The organism is Salinisphaera sp. G21_0 (assembly GCF_017744115.1).
Lineage (GTDB): Bacteria > Pseudomonadota > Gammaproteobacteria > Pseudomonadales > Endozoicomonadaceae > Endozoicomonas.
Window position 1 is genome coordinate 20,916 of the sequence record NZ_JAGHQW010000022.1, and the last position, 18,816, is coordinate 39,731.

Here is an 18,816-nt window from a genome sequence, read left to right on the forward strand (position 1 = left end):
AAATACCGTTTGCAGCTGGAATTTCCTTATATTCTCTCTTTTTTTTCGGCGTGGGGACAAATGGATTTATTGTTTCAGTAAATTCCTGTCATTTGCCCGGCTCAGTGTTGCAATGCCTGTTGGCTATCAGTTGGAAACCTTGTTCAGCCTTGCTCTGGTCAGACGGGGTGAGTTCAAAGCTGTGCGGCAGGGCAGAGGCGATGGCCATTAGTGCAGACTCATCGCCTTCCATCAGTTCAAGTTCCAGCTCACAAATAGGGCTGGAAACAGTGCCTGACGTTACCGCCCCCTGATCCAGTGCCGCCTCAACCCTGGCAAAAGGGCTTTGCCAGACCAGTAGCCAGCGAGTGCGGTAGAAGTCGGTCGTAAATAGAGGTTTGAGCTGCTCTATCGATATATCACTGAGCTCAGCGGGCCAGACAGGCGGCAAAACCTGCCCGTCCAGTTTATTGGTGCGCAGCGGCCACTCCCATTCGCCCCGGCGGCTCAGGCCATTGATGCTTTCTCCCCGGGTTTTCAGAGTCTGGATATATTGCCCGTTAACTTCACGAATCCGCAAAGCCACCCTGGCCTGGTTGAGTCTCAGGTCCCGGGTATCAAAGTAGGTATTCCCAAGGTGAAGGGTTTCTGATGGCTGTACTGCATGTTCCTGCCAGAATGGGTGACTCTTCAGCGGCTCAATCTGATCGGCAGGCACAGAGAGCTTTAATTCGGTTTCCTGGCTCATTTTCTTATCCACAATGCGGTTGTCAAATTCTATCGGACGGAGAAATTATATAAAAATCATAGGTTCACGGGTAAAGGCACTCTGTGCTCTGTGCGCCAGCTGATGCACATCTGTGCAGGAGTTGAAACGGCCTTCTATAATCAGGCGTTCAACCGGATGGATTTGAAAAATGCCTACCAGCAACATACTGGCGAGTGTTTTCGGCCGCTCACCAATAGGACCTATTCAAAAGCACATTTCCACTGTTTACAAATGTGCGTTACAGCTGGAGCCATTCTTTCAGGCAGTGTTTGCCGAAGAGTGGGAGACAGCTTGTGAGGTTCAGCAGACAATCACCAAATTTGAGCACGAAGCGGATGCCATCAAGCGAAGTATCCGCCGGTCACTTCCCAAAAGCCTTTTTCTCCCCGTTCCCCGTACCGATCTGCTGGAAATCGTGACCGTTCAGGATAAAGTGGCTAACCGTGCCAAGGACATTGCAGGCCTTGTGGTAGGAAGAAAGATGGTTATTCCTGAATCCATGCACGAAGCATTCATTACCTATGTACGCCTTTCAATTGCCACAACTGCACAGGCATTGAAAGCCATTCATGAGCTGGACGAGCTTCTGGAAACGGGTTTTCAGGGGCGGGAAGTTGATCTGGTGGAAAAAATGGTTGAAGAGCTGGACAACATTGAGAGCGAAACTGACAAGGACCAGGTAAAAATACGCCGTATGCTGTTTGATCTTGAGCAAACGCTGCCACCGGTTGACGTCATGTTTCTGTATCAAATTATCGAATGGGTGGGCGATCTTGCGGATCGGGCTTCCCGTGTTGGTAGTTACCTCCAGTTGTTGCTGGCCCGTTAACTGAACCGGATGCAGACTGATGAGTATTATCGCTGAATATGGCACAGTTTTCCTGATCCTGGCCTGTCTGTTTGGGTTTTTTATGGCCTGGGGGGTTGGGGCCAACGATGTTGCCAATGCCATGGGGACGTCGGTTGGCTCCGGAGCCCTGACGGTTAAACAGGCTATTTGTATCGCCATCCTGCTGGAGTTCACCGGTGCCTATCTGGCGGGCGGGTCGGTCACTGAAACCATACGCAAGGGGATTATTGACCCATCCATACCCCTTCTGGCCGAGAATCCCAATCTGCTGGTATATGGCATGCTGGCTTCGCTGCTGGCTGCGGGCACCTGGTTACTGATCGCTACGCATTACGGCTGGCCGGTGTCCACTACCCATTCTATTGTCGGGGCCATTGTCGGTTTTGCGGCTGTTGGTATCTCTGCCGACACCGTCAGCTGGGGAAAAGTGGCAGCCATTGTTGGCAGCTGGGTTGTTTCCCCCCTGATGTCAGGGCTGTTCGCCTTCCTGATTTTTGTCAGCGTGCAGAAGCTGATTCTGGATACTGAAAACCCCTTTAGAAACGCCAAGCGCTATATGCCCCTTTATATGTTTCTGGTTGGTTTCATGATGTCGATGGTGACGCTGATCAAGGGCCTCAAGCATATTGGCTTGCCGCTGGATTATACCGAAAGCACCGTGCTCTCACTGATTATCGGGTTGGTCATAATGTTTATTGGCCAGATGGCGCTGGCAAAAATAAAGGAAGATATTCAGGCGGATATGTCGTTTCATTTCTCCAGTGTGGAGAAAGTCTTTGGGGTTATGATGATTTTTACCGCCTGTTCCATGGCCTTTGCCCATGGCTCCAACGATGTGGCCAATGCGGTGGGGCCATTGGCAGCGGTTGTCAGTGTGGTGATCAGTGGTGGTGAAATTGTCGGCAAGTCTTCCGTTCCGCCCTGGGTTCTGCTGGTGGGTGCTGTAGGTATTGTGGCAGGGCTGGCGACCTGGGGCTATAGGGTCATGGCTACCATAGGTTCTCATATCACCGAGCTGACACCCAGCCGGGGTTTTGCTGCAGAGCTTGCGGCCGCCTCTACGGTGGTGATGGCGTCCGGCACTGGCTTGCCGATCTCCACAACCCATACGCTGGTTGGTGCGGTTCTTGGCGTGGGGCTGGCCAGGGGGATTGGTGCTTTGAACCTGCGCGTTATCAGCACCATCTTTATGTCCTGGCTGGTCACTCTGCCAGCAGGAGCGATCCTGGCGATTATTTTCTTCCACTGCCTCAAGTTGATTTTTGGCTGAAGCCCCGGATTTAGTTTCCAATAAGGCCTGCCCTGTTTATCATCTTAAGAGACTCCCTTCATTAGACGGTGGTAATCAGGGTTATGAGCAGCCAGCAGCCAACATTTCAGCATGCACTTTCAAGATTGATCGAGATACCTTCTGTCAGCTCAACCCTTCCTGATCTGGATATGAGTAACCTGCCGGTTATCAATGAGCTGGCGGTGTGGTTGGAAGCGATGGGGTTTCAGTGTGAGATTCAACCCCTGCCCGGGGCTCCCCACAAGGCAAACCTGATGGCAACTCTTGGCAGTGGCCCGGGAGGCCTGGTACTGGCCGGGCATACGGATACGGTTCCTTACAATGACAGCCTGTGGAAAAGTTCACCGTTTGCCCTGGAAGAAAGAGATGGCCGGTTTTATGGATTGGGCGTCTGCGATATGAAAGGCTTCTTTGCCCTGGTCATGGAGGCCGTTCGGGGGTATCTGGACAGGCCATTGAAAGCACCACTGATCATTCTGGCCACGGCGGATGAAGAGTCCTCAATGAATGGCGCTCGTGCCCTGGCGGAACTTGGTCGACCAAAAGCACGGTATGCTGTGGTGGGAGAACCTACCGGGATGCGACCTATTCATATGCACAAAGGCATTATGATGGAGCGTATTCAGATTCTCGGGCAATCAGGCCATTCCAGTAATCCGGCACTGGGCCGTAATGCCATGGAGACAGCCCACAAGGTGATCACTGACTTGATGCAGTTTCGCGCCGAACTGGCCGAGCGTTATCAGAACCCTGGCTTTACCATTCCGACCCCTACCTTGAACCTGGGTTGCATTCATGGTGGCGACAACCCTAACCGGATTTGTGGGCAGTGCCAGCTGGACTTCGATATTCGTATGCTGCCGGGGATGGACAGTGAACAACTGCGGCAGCAAATTCGTCAGAGGCTTTTACCAATTGCTGAAGCGGATCAGGTTGAGATCTCACTCGAAGCAATTACACCGGCTATTGAAGCTTTTGCCGGTCCTGAGAATTCGGGTCTGGTTGCTGCCTGTGAGAAGCTGACAGGGCATCAGGCAGAAGTCGCAGCATTTGCTACTGAGGCTCCATTCTTTAGCCGACTGGGTATGGATACCGTGGTATTGGGACCAGGTGATATTGATCAGGCTCATCAGCCAGATGAATACCTCTCACAGGAACGGATAAAGCCAATGATTGCTATTTTGCAGTCATTGATCAGGCAGTACTGCTTATCTTGAAGAGAAGTACTGCACGATGTTCTTATAACCTGAGCATGTGATGCTCAGGGCGGCCTTTAATAGAGTGTGTCATGGATAAACAAGTGTGGCTTGCGTGAAAAAAAAGGAACATTCAGCAGACAACGTAGAAAAGTACGTGAAGTTTTTCCGTCAATCATCACCCTATATTCATGCCCACAGGGGGAAAACCTTTGTGATCATGCTCAGTGGTGAAACGCTGGCTCACCCCAACCTTGGTAATATCATCAGTGATATTGCACTGATGAGCAGCCTGGGTGTCCGACTGGTGCTGGTACACGGTGCCCGCCCTCAGATTGATGAGCGTTTACGGGAACGTGGCATTAAAACAGTTATTCATCAGGGCGGGGCTGGCAATGGCAGACTGCATAATGAACGACGGGTTACTGACAGGCAGAGCCTTGAGTGTGTCAAAGATGCTGCAGGAAATATGCGAGCCCTGATTGAATCAAGGCTCTCGGTGGGGCTGGTGAACTCGCCCATGCATGGTGCCAGGATTCGTGTTGTCAGTGGTAACTTTGTGACCGCCAAACCCCTGGGTGTGCTTGATGGTATCGATTTTAAGCATACGGGCGAAGTCCGGAAGATAGACAGTCAGGCCATCGATCATCTGCTGGACAGTGGTTATGTGGTGTTACTCTCCTGCCTCGGGCTTTCTCCCACCGGAGAGATTTTCAATATTGAAGCAGAGGAAGTGGCTACCCGGACCGCCATCAGTCTGCAAGCTGAAAAATTGATACTTTACGCTGAGCAGCAGGGGATTTTTGATCATCAGGGGAATCTGATCAATAGAATTTCTCCCCATGAGGCCATTAATGAACTTGAGTCGCAGACTGGAGAGTCCAGACGACTGCTGTCCTCCGCCGTGACCGCTTGCTCCGATGGTGTCGAACGGGCTCAGATTATCAGCTATCAGGATGATGGATCGCTGCTGATGGAGCTGTTTACCCGTGATGGTGCCGGTACGCTGATTTCCAGGGATCACTACGAAGAAGTCCGTGGAGCAACCATTGAGGATGTGGGCGGTATTCTTGAACTGATCCGTCCTTTCGAGGAAAAAGGCATACTGCGCCGTCGCTCCCGAAAAGAGCTGGAACGGGAAATAAAGCTGTTCAGTGTCGTGTTGCTGGATGGGATGATCATCGGCTGTGCTGCTCTTCATCCGTACCATGAAAATGGTACCAGCGCAGCAGAACTGGCCTGTGTTGTGGTCCATCCTGAATATCGCGATGCACAGCGCGGTGATCGTTTGCTCGCCCATATTGAAGCGTTGGCAGAAGAACAGGGCATGAACGAAATCTACGTCATGACCACCCAGACTACCCATTGGTTTATTGAGCGGGAATTTGCTGAAGTTGCCTGTGATGATTTGCCGGCAGAGCTTAAAGCCAAATATAACCCCAAAAGGCAGTCAAAGGTTCTTATGAAAACGATAGGTTAACTGAAAACGGGCAAAAACCGGGTGGACTACTTCCCGGTTTTTTTACTGTCAGAAATCCACTGAAGGAATCGCTCACGGGTTGTTTCATCTGCCTGGTTGTACCAGTACTGCAGCATGCTTTCACTCATTGGCTGAGCCGTTGCCGGTGCTGGCATGACAGAAGGCCTGGATTGAGCAACCTGATATGAGACACCTTGCGGGTTAGCAATATAAACGGTTCCGGCCATTGCCCGAACAGCCGCCGGACTGTCAGACAGGTTAAACTTCTGGATATCCTCCACCGTGTCTCCACCGATTAACAGCCCGGATTTATTAAGCACGCTGAATTCATAGGGAATCGTCTGACCTTTGGAATTGGTAATTGAGAATTGAGCCTTTGGCGACTGTGACAGTTTATCGGTATCTCTTGTTGTTTTCAGTCTCGGGGCATTAATGGTGTAGGTCTGATCGCCAGACAGGTCAAACGTCATGATATACGGGCTGGTGGTAAACATTTTGGTATCACCACCGTCCCTCACCAGCGTTTTCAGCTGAAATACCAACTGATGACGGCCATTGCCAAGAGAGAGGTCCTTCTTGCTGCCCAGATGATCGGCATCCTTACCATCAAGAACCAGCAGCTTTGTTTTCTCAGGCAGTACCAGTGTATTGTCAGCAATAACCGGCATGGCCAGAGTGGATATCAACAGAGCACCCAACAGACGACGTACAAACATAAGGCAGTGTTCTCCTATAGATAATCTATCGATTATAGGTTGGTACAACTACCGTTTCGTATTGTTGTTTTCCGAATTTTCGGGCCTGCGGGTTGCTATCGATGGCCAGTACATGGCTAAACCGGACCAATCGGGCGCTGATTGCCAATTGGGTGTTGAGGGGATTGAGAAGCGTTATATTTGCTACCAATAACATAAGTAATAATGCTGTGGAACAGCCTGAGAGTTTCTTCGTGCTTCTGGTAACTTCCTTCTCTTTGTGCTTTTTCAATCCAGGTTCTTAAGTCAAGCAGTTCGTCCAGACTATCGAGTTCTCTGATCTCCTTGAGTGCCAGGCCTTCTGATATTTCTCCTGTACGAAACCGAATAATCAGACGGCCACAGGGTTGGTTTCGGATAGAGTACAAGAAATCCTCAGATGATAAACGCTGATGTTCATTGTGAGAATGCTGATCCGCCGATTCTCTCAAACCGGCAGCCTTTGGTATGTATCTGCGTTCCTGGCCTTCGGATACAGTAGAAATAACCCGTACACTATTACCAATCAGTGTTTTGGCTATTTGCTTGTTCCAGTTTGCGCTTTTTTCCTGAACAACACGATAGAATGTACCGAATGCACTGTTAATTTCCTGATCAAGCAACTGTTGTAAGGCGGCATGTTTAAGGATAATTATCGCGGCTTCTTCATCACTCATTGACTCATACGGCCCTTTGTTGAGAAGCTCACTTCTCTGTTTGGCTTCTTCCAGGCTGTTGCCAATTTTTTCCATTGATTTTATCGACTGGAGTAAATGATCAACCATTGGCTCCAATTCCTGTTTGGCCAGTGAGCGTAGCGTACCAACTTCCTCACGCCCTGTTCTTAGCCGTTTGCCAAACAGTTGTCTGGTATAATCAGACTGCTTTTTAATGATTTTTGCCATTCTCTTTTTATTAACTTTGGTATTTGCATGATCGGCAGCCATATCCGTAAAAAAGAAAGCCACATAGCACAAGACTCCACTCAAAGTGATCTTTGGAGCGACAGGGGTTATATTGATGGTACTTCCTCTTTTTCCAGCTATTTTGAAAATTTTTACCAGATTTTTATATAAGGTTCCTTTGACTTGGGTATAGAAAAAATCCTGAATCATACTTTTCAAAATCCCGGCTGATTTAAAGGCCGTAGATTCTTTTTTAGGCTCAATTCCCGAATTTTCAGAATCCGGTTGACTTTCTTCTTTCCAAGCTGGATTCATCCAGTGAGGAATGATTTGCTGCATCCAGTTTTTGTTATTGGTTTTTATCTGGTAGCCGTGAATGGTTAACTTTTTGTTTGTGGTAACACTCTTGAACAGTTCTTCCCTTTTTTCAGAAGGCATATCTTTAAATTTTGAATTCCACAGATCTTCCAGATCCTTTATATGCCGGTTTTCAAGAATGGTGCGGCTGATCACGACATTCTCGATAAGCTTGTCAAAGTAAAACAAATTGGCTTTCAGTTTTTTTCTTCGCTCAAAATACAGTGCTTTCTCTTTCTCTAAAGCAATAGACTCTGCCAGAGTCTTCTGTTCTTTTTCTGCCATTGTTTTGAGTTTTATTGCTTGCTTTTCGAGATCGGCATAAGCGTTGTATATCTGTGAAAAGGTTTTATGAGTGCATCGATAACGAAGTTTATTTATTAGCTTTTTTCTTTTCTTGTCGTTTGACTTATCAAAGTTGGTATAGTCAAAATCAGCGTATTTTTTTATTTGTTTAAGTCCTCTGACCATCCTGACCCTGCGCCAGAGTTCGGTACTGGAAGACCAGAAAGCGATGTAACCCAGATCAGTGATCAGTCCGACAGCTACGGCAATACCAATGGCGATTCCAGCGGGTGGGAAAATAGCTGTGAGGATGGCTCCAGTCAGTAAAATAAAGAAATTGTAAATCTGATATCGTTTGTTACGTAAGATATTTCTCTTTATTCTGTTGCCAACATCTTTAAGGTGTATATTTGCAAAAAAACGTTCTCCTGAAGCCAGTTGTTGAATATGTTTACGGTCTTCTTTCTCGATAAAATGACCTGTTCTCTTCGGCTCAGGTAGCTGAGGAAGTGGCGGTTGCTGATGATTGAGGGCTTTGCTGTCAATACTTTTTACTTTATTGTCGGTTGCTGATTTTTGTTCCTCAATGGGCAGGACCAGATTGTTTCGTAACTCTTTTTTAAACTCAAGCATTCGTTCAAAAGTGAACGTTTTTTCATCCTTTATGCCAACCTTTATTAATAAGTTTTTAATATATTCATATTGTTGCTCAGAATATATTCCATATTGCTCTCTTCCCTGAAGTTGTTGCTGCATGACTGGTAGCCCGGAGGTTTTTTCATACCGCATTGCCAGGCGAATTTTTCTATGGATATGCGGCAGTAGTACTTGTTGCAGGAAGCCTTCAGGTGGCGTTTTACCTTTACGTAAATACTCATAGGCCATATCCATGGTGCTGAGTTGAGTGGATTTGACGACAGCTTCCATCGTTTCTGTGCTGATAGCGATCTTTCCATCCGAAATACCCAGTCTGCCATCTTCTGATCGATGCAGCTTGATGTGGCCAGCATGCAGTTTTAATGCAGCAAGTACTTTCTGTGGGTTCTCAGGATTGTATTTGGTCAGATCATCAACCAGATCACTCACTTTCATTGAGGGGGCAGGGTGAATAAAGCGATTTATTTTTTCCTTACAGAAAGAGATTAAACGGTTATGCCAGTGCCTGGATTCAATATGCTCAGCCGCTTGAATGGTGGTCTCAACCGATTTTATTTCCCGGGTATCCGTGGCGTGTTGACCTTTACCGGGTTCGGATGGCGGGTATCCTGCGCGGTGCGAAGAGATATGATCTGTTGATGGTATCCGGGGCATTCCTCATTCCCTAAGGTAACCCTTATTCAAGGCTTGAATTGACTTATTGATTATTTGTAAAAATGATGCCTTGTCTGCCCAGCGAACAAGATAGACAACAGACAGTTTTTCCACGCAACATGACAAGCTGTTCAACTAACTATAGACAATCAGAATTGGAGAAAAGGGCATTTCCTGCATCTGAGGCGGCAGGAAATGTGGCTTATGCCAAGGGGGGGAAGAGGAAAAACGACAGGCGCTGATATTCAGGCCCTGTCGAGCACCAGGTAACTGTAAGTCAGTGGCTGCTTATCTTCTGATTGGGTGTCTTCCCGGGAGATTTCCCGCCACTCCTGCGGGTTGATGTCCGGGAAAAAGGCATCACCGTCAAAACTTTGATACACCCGGGTCAGGTAAAGCCGGTCAGCCTGATCAATTGCCTGTCGATAGATCTGTTCGCCACCAATGACCATGATTTCTTCGTTACCGTTGATCAGGTTAGCCGCCTCCGCCAGGGCAATCCCATCATCCAGGCTGTGAACTACACTGACTCCCTCGTGGTGCCAGTTGTGATCCCGGGTAATGACGATATTTGTTCTGCCTGGCAGAGGCTTGCCCAGGGAGTCAAAGGTTTTCCGGCCCATGATCACAGGCTTTCCCATGGTAACCGCTTTGAAGTAGCGCAGATCTCCCGGCAGATACCAGGGCATTTTATTATTGATGCCAATGGCGTTGTTGTCTGCCACCGCAGCGATCAGGGCCAGTTTCATCCATGTTACTCCTTTTTTGAACCATACAGCTGTGAACCACAAAGACAACGCGTGTAAATCGGTGTGCCTTCCCGGTAGAAAATTTACGGCTTCGGGTTAAATACGCCAACATTCTTATGCCCTTCTTCCCGAAGGTGCATGGCATGCAGCTGGCTCATTACACCCCTTTCGCAGTAGAGCAGGTAATGTCGATTGTTGTCCAGCTCCGGGAAACGTGTGCGCAGCTGATAGAAGGGAATGATCACCACCTCGCGTCCGGGCATGGTGAATGGCTTTATCTCTTCTTCAGTGGGGTGACGAATATCGATAATCACTTCACCCTGATGAACTTCATTAACCACCTCAACTTCTTCCCGGGTCAGGTCATCCGCAATGATGTCGTGGATAGAGACCGTTCTCCGGCTTTGAATTGCATCTTCGAGTACATCGAAGTTGAACCGCTCCTCTTCTGCCACAATTCTCTCAACCTTGGCCCGGGTGGTAGGGTTTTTCGAGATCACTGCGCAGTATTCCGGAATATTACGAACAAATTCTTCAGTACCGATTTGTATGGATATATCGATGATTGCCTGCTTATCCATGGTAATCAGAGGCCGGAGCACCAGGGCATCGGTTACCGAGTCAATCACCGCCAGGTTTGGCAGTGTCTGGCTGGAAACCTGACCAATGGCTTCGCCGGTGACCAGTGCAGCCATCTCCATCTCTTTGGCCACCTTACTGGCGGCCCTGAGCATCATTCGCTTGAGAATAACGCCCATCTGGGCGTTGTCCACTTTGGTCAGTATTTCTTCGACAACGCCTTCAAAAGGTATGGTAACGAACTTTACCTGGCGAGAAGAACCGAAGCGGTTCCACAGGTAGAAAGCTACCTCCTTTACTGCCAGCTCATGGGCATGCCCACCCAGGTTGAAGAAGCAGAAGTGAGTTCGGATGCCACGCTTCATGGTCAGGAAGCTCGACACCGTAGAGTCAAAACCGCCTGAAATCAGCGAGAGAACCGGCTCCTGAGACCCGAGGGGATAGCCACCCAGACCTGCTCCCCGCTTCTGGGTCATAAAATAGCGGTCATTTTTGATATCAATACGAACCGTTATTTCAGGATTTTTCAGGCTGACCCCTTTGGCTTCGGTCTGTTGGATAAGACCGCCACCGACAAATCGCTCTACCTCAATGGACTGGAAATCGTGCTTGCCGGTGCGGTTACAGCGAACGCAGAACGTTTTGCCCGCCAGTGTTTCTGAGTGAGCCTCAACGGCTTTTTCCAGAACATCGTCCAGGCTGACCAGCTTGTGCTCTGCCACCTGCAGCCAGTAGGCAATGCCCGGGATATGGCTTAACAGGTCACCGACCTCTGCCATCAGGATCTGATCATTGCTACCGGTCGTGACTTCTATATGATCCCATACACCGCAGACATCGATATTCTCATCCACACGCTTGAGAATGGTGCGAATATTTTTACGCAGCATTTTAATAAAGCGTTTTCTTACCGGGGCACTTTTAATGGTGATTTCCGGAAACAGTTTGATGATGAACTTCATGGATCAGGAGACCTTGTGGGCTGGCTAGTCAAGGCGGGTAGGACGGATAACTTAACCATTCGTTAACAGCGCATTATACCGAATAACCGAGAACTCTGGCACCCTTGTAGCACGTTGCAGGATGGCCCCGAAAAACCGGCTTATATGGACCGTAATCGGTATTTGTCTCTATGCCGGTAAGTAATGCTGCAAATCCCTTGTCAAAGGGGTTACACTGTCAGCCGCTGTTTGGTCAGATGGGTGTTGTAAAAGCTGCTTGCACTTATTTGGTGCGCTCATGGTTTTCTCTGCACCGAATCGGGCGGGCTTTTTCCGGATCTCAAGGTGCCTTGCATTGTTCAGGTGCGTGAGAATCGTGAGCATGTGTACTTTGAGCAGCCTGAATAGGATAAGGCAAGCAAAAACTGTGTGAACCGGTCTGGTATCTGGCTGTTTCCCGGTCTCTTTTTGCTCAATGTTTGCCTTTTTTCAGAGGTTTCATTGAAAAGCACTGTTTTTGTCCATCCCATCTGATCAAGTTGCAAAATGTGGCATAGCTATTGCTCATGGTCCAGCAAGCGAATCTCCTGGCTGCTCGTTAATGAGACTGCAAAGAGATTGATCAGTAAACCGCCTGATCTCATTGGTCGCCAGTGCGGTGTTTGTCCGGTTTTTTTGTCCTCCAGAGGGGAAATAATAAATGTCGAAGACTCTTAGCCTGATTAAGGAACATGACGTTAAGTGGGTTGATCTGCGTTTCACCGATACCAAGGGTAAAGAGCAGCACGTATCGATTCCCATTGGTGAAATAGACGACGAATTCTTCGAAGTCGGCAAAATGTTCGACGGTTCCTCTATTGCTGGCTGGAAGGGCATTAACGAATCCGACATGATTCTGATGCCAGATGACAGCACGGCTGTCATCGATCCATTCACTGAAGCCACCACCCTCAACCTGCGCTGTGACATCGTTGAGCCATCCACCATGCAGGGTTATGAGCGTGACCCACGCTCTGTTGCCAAGCGTGCCGAAGAGTACCTGAAGTCTACCGGCATTGCCGACACTGCGTTCTTTGGTCCTGAGCCAGAGTTCTTTGTGTTTGACGACGTTAAGTGGAGCGTTGATATCTCCGGTGCTTCTTACGAAGTGAATTCAGAAGAAGCGGCATGGTCTTCCAACGCCAAGTTTGAAGGCGGCAACATCGGTCACCGTCCAAAAGTGAAGGGCGGTTACTTCCCGGTACCACCGGTTGACTCCCTGCACGATCTGCGTGCCGCCATGTGTGATGCCATGGAAGCCCAGGGCCTTGACGTTGAAGTTCATCACCACGAAGTAGGTACTGCCGGTCAGTGTGAAATCGGTGTCAAGTTCAACACCCTGGTAAAGAAAGCTGACGAAGTTCAGATTCTGAAGTACGCAGTGCATAACGTTGCTCATGCCTATGGCAAGACCGCTACCTTTATGCCGAAGCCACTGGTAGGCGACAATGGCTCCGGTATGCACGTTCACATGTCTCTGTCCAAGAACGGTGAGAACCTGTTTGCTGGTGACGGCTATGCAGGCCTGTCTGAAGAAGCTCTGTACTACATCGGTGGTGTGATCAAGCATGCCAAGGCCATCAACGCCTTTGCCAACGCTTCTACCAACTCCTACAAGCGTCTGATCCCGGGCTTTGAGGCTCCGGTTATGCTGGCTTACTCGGCCCGTAACCGCTCTGCTTCTATCCGTATTCCCTACGTGAACAGCCCTAAGGCCCGTCGTATTGAAGTACGTTTCCCTGACCCCACTGCCAACCCATACCTGGCCTTTGCTGCCCTGATGATGGCGGGTCTGGACGGGATCAAGAATAAGATCCATCCTGGCGATGCGGCTGATAAGGATCTGTACGATCTGCCACCAGAAGAAGCGGCCGAGATCCCAACGGTTTCTGCCAGCTTTGAAGAATCCCTGGCTGCCCTGGACGCTGACCGTGAGTTCCTGACGGCCGGTGGCGTATTCACAGACGACATGATCGATGGTTACATTGAACTCAAGAAGGAAGAGTGTCTTGCCGTTAGCCAGACAACTCACCCGGTAGAGTTTGATCTGTACTACTCTGTCTAAACCATCATCCAAGACCGGATAAGTCGTTGTTTAACCTCAAGCCAGAGCGAAAGTTCTGGCTTTTCTCTTTCTGGTGATCTCTGTAAATGCACGACTGAATGGATGCAGGTGGCAGACGTACACAGGGGCCATTACCGGGAAGCAATAACCAGCATACGTTTTCCCCGTTACTACCTGTTAAAAAGTCTTGGTAACTATTAAGCTAACCAGTGCTCAACACGATATAAGCCGGATATGACTTCACTAAGGCAAGAGGCTCATGAATATAAAAAAGGCAATGGTTTGGTCTTTTCTGGCGGTGATTCTGCCTCTGGTATCAGTGAACTTTGCGTTTGGCACTATTTATAAAACAGTGGATCAGGACGGAAATGTGATCTTTACTGACTCCCGACCTGCGGATCAGCCCAGTGAGGAAGTCAGGTTACGCCCGATTACGCCAATGTCTCCAGCACCGGAGAATAAGCCTGAATTACCAAAACCTGCTCAAAAAGTGAGCAAGAAGCCCTACGGCAGACTGCAAATTATAGAGCCAGCCAATAATGCCACGGTGCGTAACCAGGGAAATTTCACGGTAAAAATTGTCACAGCGCCAAAAATCCTTGATGGTCACAAAGTTCGTCTGCTGCTTGATGGTAAGGTGGTGGCGGGCCCCAAGCGAAATTTAACCTTTGAACTCGAAAATGTTGAGCGTGGTACCCACAACCTTGCCGTGGAGATCATTGATAACCAGGCCAAAGTCATTCAGTCGTCCAGCAATACGATCCATGTCCATCGAACCTTATTCATTCCCGCAGTATCTATAAACCCTCCTGCCTCCTGACGGCTGCACCAAAAAAGGGAGAGTGAGTTATAGGCTTTACTCCCCACGCTTTCAAACCAGCCCATAGTCTCGCTAATTTAAGCTCCATAAACCTGGTGCTCTGATCACATGAATGCACTATTATGGTGCAATTACAGCTGGCAAGTTGGAATTAACGTTTGAACATCTTTTCGATGGTACGCGATATGGCCCGGATAGATGCAATATAAGGCAGGTTGGAAGTTTCACTGTAAAAAGTCTGGCTTGCCATCAATGGTGGTTTGGTTTTTGCATTAACGATAGCCAATACCGTTTCTCATCAGATTCAGGTCAACAGAGCCTGAAATATAAAAGTAATAACAATACCTGACCATGAAGCAGCTTTTACCTGGCTCTTTAGAAGAGATAATCCCTGAAACAGGAACTATGCAAAACATCATTCTGGATAACCTGAATACCGTGGTAATGGTGCTTGACCGGGAGTTCCGGGTGATTACCCTGAATCCGGCGGCAGAAACCCTGCTGGATACCAGTTTGAAAAGAATTTTGAACCAGTCGGTAACCACGGTGATTCCTGAAGAAAACTTCAAGGCTGATCTGGATCGCAGTCTGTCTCAGTATCAGCAGTTTACCCGTCGGGAAACCGACTTTCCCATCAATGGGGAGATGATCAATGTGGATTACAGCATTTCACCCATCACTTGCGGGGAAGCAAGGCTGCTTCTGGAAATCAATCCCCGTGACCGGGTTCAGAAAATTACCCGGGAAGAGTCACTGATCGCCAAGCAGGAAACCTCCAGAATTCTGGTTCGGGGCCTGGCCCATGAAGTAAAAAATCCACTAGGTGGTATTCGTGGCGCAGCTCAGCTTCTGGCCAGGGAACTGGATGACCAGGGGCTGAAAGAATTTACCGGGATTATTATTCAGGAAGCGGATCGGCTCCGTGACCTGGTCGACCAGATGCTGGGGCCGCTTCAGCCACCAAAGATGGAAGACCTGAATATTCATGAAGTACTTGAAAGGGTGATGCAGTTAATCAATGCCGAAACCGGTGGAGAACTCAGGCTCAAGCGAGACTATGACCCAAGTATTCCCGATATACCGGGTGACTTTGAACGAATGATACAGGCCATTCTGAACCTGGTACGCAATGCCATGCAGGCCATTGATCAGGCCATGCCGCGCTCTGAAGGCCTGATCACCCTGAGAACCCGTATTGCCAGACAATTTACCATCGGCACCCAGCGACGGCGGCTGGTTTGTCACTTGTCCATTATTGATAACGGGCCAGGAATTCCGCCTGATCTGATCGACAATATTTTCTACCCCATGATCAGTGGCCGTGCCGATGGAACGGGCCTGGGGTTACCCATGGCACAGTCCATCATCAGCCTGCATCAGGGGCTGGTTGAGTGTGAGAGTAAGCCGGGTGAAACCATTTTTAACGTGTTCTTACCCATCACCAGAGAACCGCTTTCGCTGGATATGACACAGGAGTGAGGTATGAGTTTGAGTTCCAAAGTCTGGATCGTGGATGACGACCAGGCAATACGCTGGGTTCTGGAGCGGGCCCTGAATTCAGCAGGCATCGAAACACAATCCTTTGATGCGCCGGAAAAAGTGCTGACTGCGCTGGAACACAGTGAACCGGAAGCTCTGATCAGTGATGTCCGGATGCCGGGCATGAACGGTTTGCAACTGATGAAGGCCGTTCATGAACGGAAGCCGGATATTCCCGTTATTATCATGACGGCGCACTCGGATCTGGACAGCGCTGTGTCTTCCTACCAGAGTGGTGCATTTGAGTACCTGCCGAAGCCTTTTGATATTGATGAAGCGGTAGCGCTGGTCAAGCGCGGTCAGGAACATCGCCAGCAACAACTGGCTGAGGCACAGGTTCCGGAGGCCTCCCTGCAACAGGAGGAGTCTACGGAGATTATCGGTGAAGCCCCGGCCATGCAGGAAGTGTTTCGTGCCATTGGCCGCCTGTCGCACTCCAACATCACCGTGTTGATTAATGGTGAATCCGGTACTGGTAAGGAGCTGGTGGCCAGGGCCCTGCACCGCCACAGCCCCCGGGCGGACCGATCTTTTATTGCCTTGAATATGGCGGCGATTCCCCGGGACCTGATTGAGTCTGAACTCTTTGGTCACGAAAAAGGCGCATTTACCGGTGCCGGAGGCATGCGTCGTGGGCGTTTTGAACAGGCCGGTGGTGGTACTCTGTTTCTGGATGAAATTGGCGATATGCCCGCCGATACCCAGACCCGCCTACTGCGCGTGTTGGCCGATGGCGAATTTTACCGCGTGGGTGGGCACACGCCGGTTAAAGCGGATGTGCGAATTATTGCAGCGACCCATCAGAACCTTGAAAAACTGGTGGCAGAAGGCAAGTTCCGTGAAGACCTTTTTCACCGGCTGAATGTTATCCGGGTACATCTGCCAAAGCTTAAGGATCGTCGTGAAGATATTCCACGACTGGCACGCTTCTTTCTGGACAAGGCAGGCAAAGAGCTTGAAGTGGAACCGAAAATCCTGCACCCGGAAACGGCCAGTTACATCAGCACCCTGGACTGGCCCGGTAACGTCCGGCAGTTGGAAAACACCTGTCGCTGGTTAACCGTGATGGCCTCTGGCCGTGAAGTGCTGGTCTCTGACCTGCCCCCAGAGTTTACGGATAAGGGAGACAGTGACCTGGGTTCGGTCACCGGCTATGGCAGCTGGCAGCAACTGTTTCGCCAATGGTGTGATCGTGAGCTGGCAGCGGGTCAGGTCGGCATCCTTGATCAGGCGGTGCCAGCCTTTGAAACCATTGTTATTGAATCTGCACTGGCCCATACCGGAGGCCGTAAAAAAGATGCAGCAGAATTACTGGGATGGGGCCGGAATACGCTTACCCGGAAGATCAAGGAGCTGAACCTGGAGCCCTCTGGGCCTCTGGAAGAACCCTCAGCGCCCATAGAAGAAGAGCTGGTTGGTTAAAAAGCTTACTCCTGATATAAGGAATTTTGACAGGACGTAAGGTTAATAGTTCGTATTTCACACTGCCTATACTGAAAACAGGATGTAGCAGTAAGGCAGTAGAATCATGGAACGGACTCTATCTTTGCGCCAGGGAATTGGCGCACTTTTCTTATTCGGTATATTTACCGCCACTTCGTTGACAAACGTTAAAGCAGCCACCCAGGGCAAACTGGGTAACACTTCCACCGGCTCATTTTCTATCACACTGATTGTTTACCCGTCCTTGCAATCTCAGGTTGCCATTGTGGATGAGAGTACAACGGATGAAAACGGTAATCCGGTTATTATCCCAACCAGCACGCTGAGTTTTGATCGCCCGGTTTCCCTTTGTGTTTCAGGGCGTGGTTTATCCCAATTCAGCCTGGCTTCCAGCGGTGCCGACGGTGTTGATTTAAGAGTCTCTGAGCCAGCGGGAGAAACCCGGATTACCGGGCAGCCCTCCGCCATGTTTGGTGTTGAAAACGACTGCCGTAACAGCAGCCGACAATTGATTGCCCAGCCGCTAACCGGCTTTCAGGGTTCAAAAAAGCCTGCGACGTTATTGATCCATGCCGAGTAAGGATAAGTTTCAGGCAACTTTGGCAATAAAACCCATTTGAGATTATTTTTCGTGGCAATAGAATAGGGGAATATTGTTCATCCCCTGTCGTCTCAAACTTTCCTGGGTTATGCAGCGAAGTTTGGCCCGGGGCAAATCGGAATCTCCATTATATGTTCATGAAACGCCTTGTCCGTGGAGCCTGCCTGCTGGCCACTCTTATCGCCAGCTCACAAGTGCTGGCAACCATGTCTCTTGATCGTATGATCGTCTACTTCAAGCCAGACCAGCTGCCACGGCAGGATGTGGTGGTCTCCAATCCGGATAAAGAAAATCTCTACCTGCAAACCGAAGTGTACAACGTCATCAATCCCGGTACGGAGCAGGAAGAACGTATTCGGGTGACAGACCCTAATGACATCAAACTGCTGGCCACACCGGGAAAAGCTATTATTCCGCCCAATGGCCGTAAAACCGTCAGGTTGGTGAGTCTGGAAACCCCTAAAGATAAAGAGCTGGTCTATCGGGTAACCTTCCGTCCTGTGGTTGGTGACCTGGAAGCCAAACAAACCGCCATCAAACTGCTGGTAGCCTATCAGGCCCTGGTCTTTGTCCGTCCTCAGAACCCTGAGTATAAAGTGGACGGTAAATTAGATAATGGCAAAATGACGTTTACCAATAGCGGCAATATCAACGTGGTGCTTCGTAATGGAAAATACTGCACCAGTAATGCACAAGAGAGCTGTACTGACCTGAGCGACGGTACTCGTATTTATGCCGGTGAAAGTTGGGAGATGCCTCTGCCGGAGGGTGCAGCCAAAGGCAAAGGGTTTATTCAGTATGGCCTGTTCGATGGTGAGTTTGAGGAGACTCAGAAGTTTTCTCTGTAAATACAGGCGATTTGTCGCTTGGTGACACTCCTGGT

Annotated in this window: 15 protein-coding genes; 10 read left to right on the forward strand and 5 right to left on the reverse strand. The window is 49.4% G+C overall.

Features of this window, described 5'->3' with window-relative positions; all coding sequences use genetic code 11:
• Positions 1-88 precede the first annotated feature (88 nt).
• On the reverse strand, positions 89-727 hold the full coding sequence (locus J7439_RS11810) for a CYTH domain-containing protein (protein WP_209202001.1): 639 nt from the start codon (positions 725-727) through the stop codon (positions 89-91).
• 169 nt (positions 728-896) lie between these two features.
• Here J7439_RS11810 and J7439_RS11815 point away from each other — a divergent pair, with 169 nt between their 5' ends.
• The 4 genes from J7439_RS11815 (at position 897) to argA (ending at position 5,565) form a co-directional block, all read left to right on the forward strand.
• Entirely contained in the window at positions 897-1,577 is a 681-nt protein-coding gene (locus J7439_RS11815; RefSeq protein WP_209202002.1) for a TIGR00153 family protein, read from the forward strand.
• A 19-nt stretch (positions 1,578-1,596) separates the two neighbouring features.
• Entirely contained in the window at positions 1,597-2,868 is a 1,272-nt protein-coding gene (locus J7439_RS11820; RefSeq protein ID WP_209202003.1) for an inorganic phosphate transporter, read from the forward strand.
• Positions 2,869-2,951: 83 nt separating this feature from the next.
• Complete coding sequence (argE, locus tag J7439_RS11825) at positions 2,952-4,106, forward strand: acetylornithine deacetylase (protein ID WP_209202004.1); 1,155 nt, start codon at positions 2,952-2,954, stop codon at positions 4,104-4,106.
• 94 nt (positions 4,107-4,200) lie between these two features.
• Positions 4,201-5,565 carry an amino-acid N-acetyltransferase gene (gene argA, locus J7439_RS11830; protein WP_209202005.1) on the forward strand — a complete coding sequence of 455 codons (1,365 nt, stop codon included), beginning with the start codon at positions 4,201-4,203 and terminating at the stop codon, positions 5,563-5,565.
• 26 nt (positions 5,566-5,591) lie between these two features.
• Here the strand turns inward: argA and J7439_RS11835 are convergent, their stop codons facing one another.
• From J7439_RS11835 to thiI, 4 genes are all read right to left on the reverse strand, one after another.
• On the reverse strand, positions 5,592-6,281 hold the full coding sequence (locus J7439_RS11835) for a YccT family protein (protein ID WP_209202006.1): 690 nt from the start codon (positions 6,279-6,281) through the stop codon (positions 5,592-5,594).
• A gap of 116 nt (positions 6,282-6,397) precedes the next feature.
• A complete protein-coding gene (locus J7439_RS11840; RefSeq protein ID WP_209202007.1) occupies positions 6,398-9,157 on the reverse strand; it encodes a hypothetical protein in 2,760 nt (919 codons plus the stop codon).
• A 245-nt stretch (positions 9,158-9,402) separates the two neighbouring features.
• Positions 9,403-9,906, reverse strand: coding sequence for a dihydrofolate reductase (locus J7439_RS11845; protein ID WP_209202008.1), 504 nt, complete (start codon positions 9,904-9,906; stop codon positions 9,403-9,405).
• Between the two features lie 83 nt (positions 9,907-9,989).
• The gene (gene thiI / locus J7439_RS11850) at positions 9,990-11,447 is read right to left on the reverse strand and encodes a tRNA uracil 4-sulfurtransferase ThiI (RefSeq protein WP_209202009.1); all 1,458 of its coding nucleotides are present in this window, start codon (positions 11,445-11,447) and stop codon (positions 9,990-9,992) included.
• 679 nt (positions 11,448-12,126) lie between these two features.
• Between thiI and glnA the strand changes: the two genes are divergently transcribed.
• From glnA to J7439_RS11880, 6 genes are all read left to right on the forward strand, one after another.
• Entirely contained in the window at positions 12,127-13,530 is a 1,404-nt protein-coding gene (gene glnA, locus J7439_RS11855) for a glutamate--ammonia ligase (protein ID WP_101746446.1), read from the forward strand.
• A 259-nt stretch (positions 13,531-13,789) separates the two neighbouring features.
• Positions 13,790-14,350 (forward strand): DUF4124 domain-containing protein, encoded by a 561-nt coding sequence (locus J7439_RS11860; protein WP_209202010.1) that lies wholly within the window; start codon positions 13,790-13,792, stop codon positions 14,348-14,350.
• A gap of 405 nt (positions 14,351-14,755) precedes the next feature.
• Positions 14,756-15,829 (forward strand): nitrogen regulation protein NR(II), encoded by a 1,074-nt coding sequence (gene glnL, locus J7439_RS11865; protein ID WP_286198314.1) that lies wholly within the window; start codon positions 14,756-14,758, stop codon positions 15,827-15,829.
• Positions 15,830-15,832: 3 nt separating this feature from the next.
• On the forward strand, positions 15,833-17,311 hold the full coding sequence (glnG, locus tag J7439_RS11870) for a nitrogen regulation protein NR(I) (RefSeq protein ID WP_209202012.1): 1,479 nt from the start codon (positions 15,833-15,835) through the stop codon (positions 17,309-17,311).
• A gap of 106 nt (positions 17,312-17,417) precedes the next feature.
• Positions 17,418-17,912: a hypothetical protein gene (locus J7439_RS11875; protein WP_209202013.1), complete on the forward strand. Its 495-nt coding sequence runs from the start codon at positions 17,418-17,420 to the stop codon at positions 17,910-17,912.
• Between the two features lie 158 nt (positions 17,913-18,070).
• Complete coding sequence (locus J7439_RS11880) at positions 18,071-18,781, forward strand: fimbrial biogenesis chaperone (RefSeq protein ID WP_209202014.1); 711 nt, start codon at positions 18,071-18,073, stop codon at positions 18,779-18,781.
• The last annotated feature ends 35 nt before the right edge of the window (positions 18,782-18,816 follow it).